Below are 4,200 nucleotides of genomic sequence, written 5' to 3'. Positions count from 1 at the left end.
GGGCGCCGCGGGCCGCGGGGCGCGCCCCCCCCCCCCGGCACCGGGGGTCGGGGGACCGCTGCCCGGTCCCCCGGCCGCCACCCCCTCAGGTCCCGGGCCCGGGGCGGCTATCGTGCACAGGTGCACGAGGCCGCTCGGGACCCCGGAGGCCGCACGTGAGGGGAGTCCCAGGTGATCGGACGCGCGCTGAACGGGCGTTACGAACTCGTCGAGATACTCGGCGTCGGAGGCATGGCCACGGTCTGGCGCGGCCTCGACCGGGTCCTGGGCCGCCAGGTGGCCGTCAAGGTCCTCAACGGCGGCCTCGCCGATGACCCCCGTTTCGCCGAGCGTTTCAGCCGCGAGGCGCAGCACGCCGCGATGCTGGTGCACCCGAGGATCGTCATGGTCTTCGACTCGGGCGTGGACGAGGGCACCCCGTTCATCGTCATGGAGCTGGTGAACGGCCGTTCGCTCGCCGCCGTCCTGGTCCAGCAGCCGCAGTTGCCGGTGGAGCGCGCGGTCGGCATCGCGGCGGCGGTCTGCGAGGCGCTGTCGGTCGCGCACGCGGCGGGCCTGGTGCACCGGGACATCAAGCCCGGCAACATCATGATCACCGACGACGGCGGCGTGAAGGTGGTGGACTTCGGCATCGCCCGGGCCGGTTCGTCCAGCAACCTGACCCAGACCGCGAGCGTGCTCGGTACGGCCGCCTACCTCTCGCCCGAGCAGGCCACCGCCTCCGCCCTGGACGGCCGCACCGACCTGTACGCGGTCGGCTGCGTGCTGACCGAGATGCTCACCGGCGCGACGCCGTTCACCGCCGAGACCCCGGTGGCGATCGCCTTCAAGCACGTCAGCGAGCAGCCCCTGCCCCCGTCCGCGCGCCGCCCGGGCCTGCCGCCGGCCCTGGACGCGGTGGCGCTGCGCCTGCTGGCCAAGGATCCGGCCCACCGCCCGGCCGACGCCGCCGCGGCGCGGGCCGAACTCCTCGGCACCGTACCGGGCCTGGCCGTCGGCGATCCGACCGCGGAGCTGCTCGCGACCGCCGCTCCCACGCAGCTGCTGCCGCCGGTGGGGCCGACGGGGTCGATGCCGCCGATGGCACCGACGGGGCCGATGGGGCCGATGGCGCCGGTGCACCCGAACCAGCAGCACACCACCCTGCTCCCGCCCCAGACCCCGCACGGCGTCCCGCACCACCCCGTCCCGGCCGCGACCTCGGTGATGGCGCCGCTCCCGGCGATGCCGCCCGCGGCGCACCCGGCCGGACGGCTCCCCATGCCCGCCCCCACGGTGAGCCGGCGCAACAAGCCCCTGGTCCTCGGAGCGCTGGGCATAGCCGGCCTCGCCGGGGTCATCGCCGTGGTGCTGACCGCCGCCGACGAGCCGGCCGGCAACGCCGCCGCCAAGCCCCCGGCGGCGACCAAGTCCGTGGCCACCACTGCGACGACGGCCCCGACCTCCGCTGCTGCCGCCCCCACCACCCCGGCCGCCACGCCGACCGCTCCCGTGCCCACCCAGTCCGTCCCGCGCAACCAGCCCGCGGAGCTCCAACTCCAGTCCTTCCGGCAGGCCGTGGCGCAGGCGCAGGTCGGCAAGGAGCGCGACAAGCAGACGGAGCTGCTGCAGATCCTCGACGAGACCGCCTCCCGGCTGAACGAGGGCAACCCCGACGACGCCGCCCAGGAGCTCCGGGCCGCCCAGAAGACGATCAAGGACCTGGGCAAGAAGCACGCGATCGACGGCCCCACCTACGCCAACTGGAACGCCCGTCTGTCCGCGCTGTACGCGACCCTCCACACGTCGGCGGGCAACTTCCAGGACGACTGAGGCACTCCGCCCCGGTCAGGCGAACTGCAGCCGGTCGCTCAGCCCGGCCGCCGCGAAGGCCGCCTCCAGCGCCGTACGGCCCTCGGTGAAGTGCGCCCAGCTGTCGAAGTGCGCCGGCACCACGCGCCGCGCGCCCAGCAGGGCGGCGGCCTCGGCGGCCTGGGCGCTGTCCAGGGTGAGCAGCGCGCCGTCGAAGGGGCCGGGGCGGGCGGCGCCGGCGAACAGGACGGCGGTGTCCACCGGGCCGAACCGCTCGGCGATCTCCTCGACCAGCGGCAGCGAGGCGTTGTCGCCGCTGACGTAGACGCTCGGCAGGTCGGGCGCGGTCAGCACGAACCCGATCACCTGGCCGAGCACCGCCTCGGCGCCTTCGGGCCCGTGCAGCGCGGGTGCGGCGGTGACGGTGACGCTGCCGCCGTCCGGGCGGGCCAGTTCCACGGACTCCCAGGGGGCGAGCCCGCGCGCGGTGCCGCCGAGCCGCTCGGCGCCGCTGGTGGTGGTGAGGACGAGCGGGACGGTCGGCAGCAGGGCGCGGCCCGAGGTGTCCAGGTTGTCCGGGTGCTCGTCGTGGGAGAGCAGGACGGCGTCGACCGGGCCGAGGTCGGCGGGGGTGATGGGGGAGGGAGCGGTCTTGGTGAGGGCGCGGCCGCCGCCGCGCGGGTAGTCGCCGGGCTCGTCGAAGGTCGGGTCGGTGAGGAAGCGGAGGCCGCCGAATTCGATGAGGGCGGTCGGGCCGCCGAAGACGCGGATGTTCGACATGCTGGTTCACCTCACGGAGAAAGTCATCGTTTGACGTGATGAAACCTAACCCTCCATCACGGAAGAGCGCAAGGTTTACCATGAGAACCGTGAATGCCACCCTCACCGCCCCGCCGCCCGCACCGGGTTCGGAGCAGCATGTCGCCCTCGACTTCGCCAACAGCGACCTCGCGCTCACCACCGGCCGCCTCGACCTCCTGGCCACCCCCGCCGACGCCACCCGCTGGCTGGTCGAACGGGGCCTCGCCCCCGAAGGGGCGGAGGTCTACGAGTACTGCACCGGACGGCTGCGCGAACTCCGGTCCCGGCTCAGGGTGTTGCTCGCCGCCCGGGTCGACGGCGCGGTGCCGCCGGCCGAGGCCGTGGACGCGCTCAACGCCGCGCTCACCGCCACCTCCGCCGCCGCCCTGCTGCGCTGGTACGAGCCGGACGGCCCGTACCGCGCGCCGGCCCATCCGGCCGACCAGGTCGCCGTGCACGCCATGGCCGTCATCGCCGCCGACGCGGCGGACCTGCTCACCGGCCCGGACGCCGACCGCCTCGCCGCCTGCGCCGCGAGCCCCTGCATCCGCTTCCTGGTCCGCACCCACGCCGCCCGCCACTGGTGCTCGACCCGCTGCGGCGACCGCGTCCGCGCGGCCCGGGCCTACGCGCGCCGGAGCAAGGCTGAGGCCGCGTCATAATGGCGCGGTGCTGACGATCGGATCCCTCGTCCTCGGTGTCGCCGACATGCCCCGCGCGGTCGCCTTCTGGGCGGCCGCGCTCGATTACGTCCCGAGGGACGGCCTGGTCGAGGACGACTGGACGGTGCTGCTCCCCGCCGACGGCGGCACCGGCGTCCAACTCGCCCTGGGGATCTCCGAGTCCCCCGTCCAGGTTCACCCCCGCGTCCACCTCGACCTCTACGCGGACGGCGCCGCCGCCCAGGCCGCCGAGGTCCGCCGCCTGATCGCCCTCGGCGCCCAGGAGGTCGACTGGGACCTCTACCCCGACGACCCGGACTTCGTCGTCCTCGCCGATCCCGAGGGCAACCGCTTCTGCGTCATCGACACCACCCACGGTTGACCACAGGGTTGTCCACAGCCTGTGGACAACCCTGTGGGCCATCCCCTACGGCGTGTACTCGTACCCGATGGTGAACTGGGCGGGCAGGCACGACTCCGTGTACTCGATCAACCCGTCGTCGTCCGACCACCGGTGGACGAGAGCCAGGATCGGACTCCCGACCGCCACCGCCAGCCCGGCCGCCTCCCGCTGGTCGGCCGCCCGCGCGTGCATGTCGTCGCGTTCGGAGCGACTCCCAACTCCCCTGTGCATCGTTACCGTTGTCCTATGACGGATCTGCGCCGGGTGCCGGTGGACGAGGTGCTGGGACGTGTCGAGGCTGCCTTGGTGACGAGGCTCGACAGGAAGACGGTGGTCCGCAAACGCCGATCCGTGGGAGCAGGCACGGAGCGCGGCACGTGGGTACGCATCGAGCGGCGGGGGCTCGACCGGATCGGCATCCAGGGCGGGGACGGCACTCCCTCCGCTGAGAAGCGTTTCCCAAACCGAGGGGCACGGCTGCCGCTCGAAACTCCGCACGCATTGGGCTCGTTCGGGTGATCACTGCGCGGTCGGCGCATAGGA

The 4,200-nt window shown here is 74.0% G+C and carries 5 protein-coding genes and 1 pseudogene; 4 read left to right on the top strand and 2 right to left on the bottom strand.

The window, feature by feature from the left end; translation table 11 throughout:
• The first annotated feature begins 171 nt into the window (after positions 1-171).
• Positions 172-1,812 carry a protein kinase gene (locus ACFWXO_RS44960; protein WP_380532956.1) on the top strand — a complete coding sequence of 547 codons (1,641 nt, stop codon included), beginning with the start codon at positions 172-174 and terminating at the stop codon, positions 1,810-1,812.
• Between the two features lie 15 nt (positions 1,813-1,827).
• On the opposite strand, the gene ACFWXO_RS44955 is transcribed toward ACFWXO_RS44960, so the two are convergent.
• Positions 1,828-2,571, bottom strand: coding sequence for an MBL fold metallo-hydrolase (locus ACFWXO_RS44955; protein ID WP_375887453.1), 744 nt, complete (start codon positions 2,569-2,571; stop codon positions 1,828-1,830).
• 80 nt (positions 2,572-2,651) lie between these two features.
• On the opposite strand from ACFWXO_RS44955, the gene ACFWXO_RS44950 reads away from it, so the two are divergent.
• Both ACFWXO_RS44950 and ACFWXO_RS44945 read left to right on the top strand, forming a co-directional pair.
• Positions 2,652-3,254, top strand: a complete 603-nt coding sequence (locus ACFWXO_RS44950) for an ABATE domain-containing protein (RefSeq protein WP_380532952.1) — start codon at positions 2,652-2,654, stop codon at positions 3,252-3,254.
• A 7-nt stretch (positions 3,255-3,261) separates the two neighbouring features.
• Complete coding sequence (locus ACFWXO_RS44945; RefSeq protein WP_380532949.1) at positions 3,262-3,636, top strand: VOC family protein; 375 nt, start codon at positions 3,262-3,264, stop codon at positions 3,634-3,636.
• Between the two features lie 45 nt (positions 3,637-3,681).
• Here the strand turns inward: ACFWXO_RS44945 and ACFWXO_RS44940 are convergent, their stop codons facing one another.
• The gene (locus tag ACFWXO_RS44940; protein WP_380532947.1) at positions 3,682-3,888 is read right to left on the bottom strand and encodes a UTRA domain-containing protein; all 207 of its coding nucleotides are present in this window, start codon (positions 3,886-3,888) and stop codon (positions 3,682-3,684) included.
• Between the two features lie 15 nt (positions 3,889-3,903).
• Between ACFWXO_RS44940 and ACFWXO_RS44935 the strand changes: the two are divergent.
• A pseudogene (locus ACFWXO_RS44935) lies at positions 3,904-4,110 on the top strand (hypothetical protein); the annotation flags it as partial.
• Positions 4,111-4,200: the final 90 nt, after the last annotated feature.

Origin of the sequence: Kitasatospora sp. NPDC059088 (genome assembly GCF_042738155.1) — a bacterium.
Classification (GTDB): Bacteria; Actinomycetota; Actinomycetes; order Streptomycetales; family Streptomycetaceae; genus Kitasatospora.
This window is presented reverse-complemented; position numbering and strand designations above follow the sequence as displayed.

What these genes read in the sequence shown, in the direction of transcription:
- ACFWXO_RS44955 (WP_375887453.1), bottom strand. Translation starts at nt 2,571, where the DNA reads ATGTCGAACATCCGCGTCTTCGGCGGCCCGACCGCCCTCATCGAATTC.
- ACFWXO_RS44950 (WP_380532952.1), top strand. Translation starts at nt 2,652, where the DNA reads ATGAGAACCGTGAATGCCACCCTCACCGCCCCGCCGCCCGCACCGGGT.
- ACFWXO_RS44940 (WP_380532947.1), bottom strand. Translation starts at nt 3,888, where the DNA reads ATGCACAGGGGAGTTGGGAGTCGCTCCGAACGCGACGACATGCACGCG.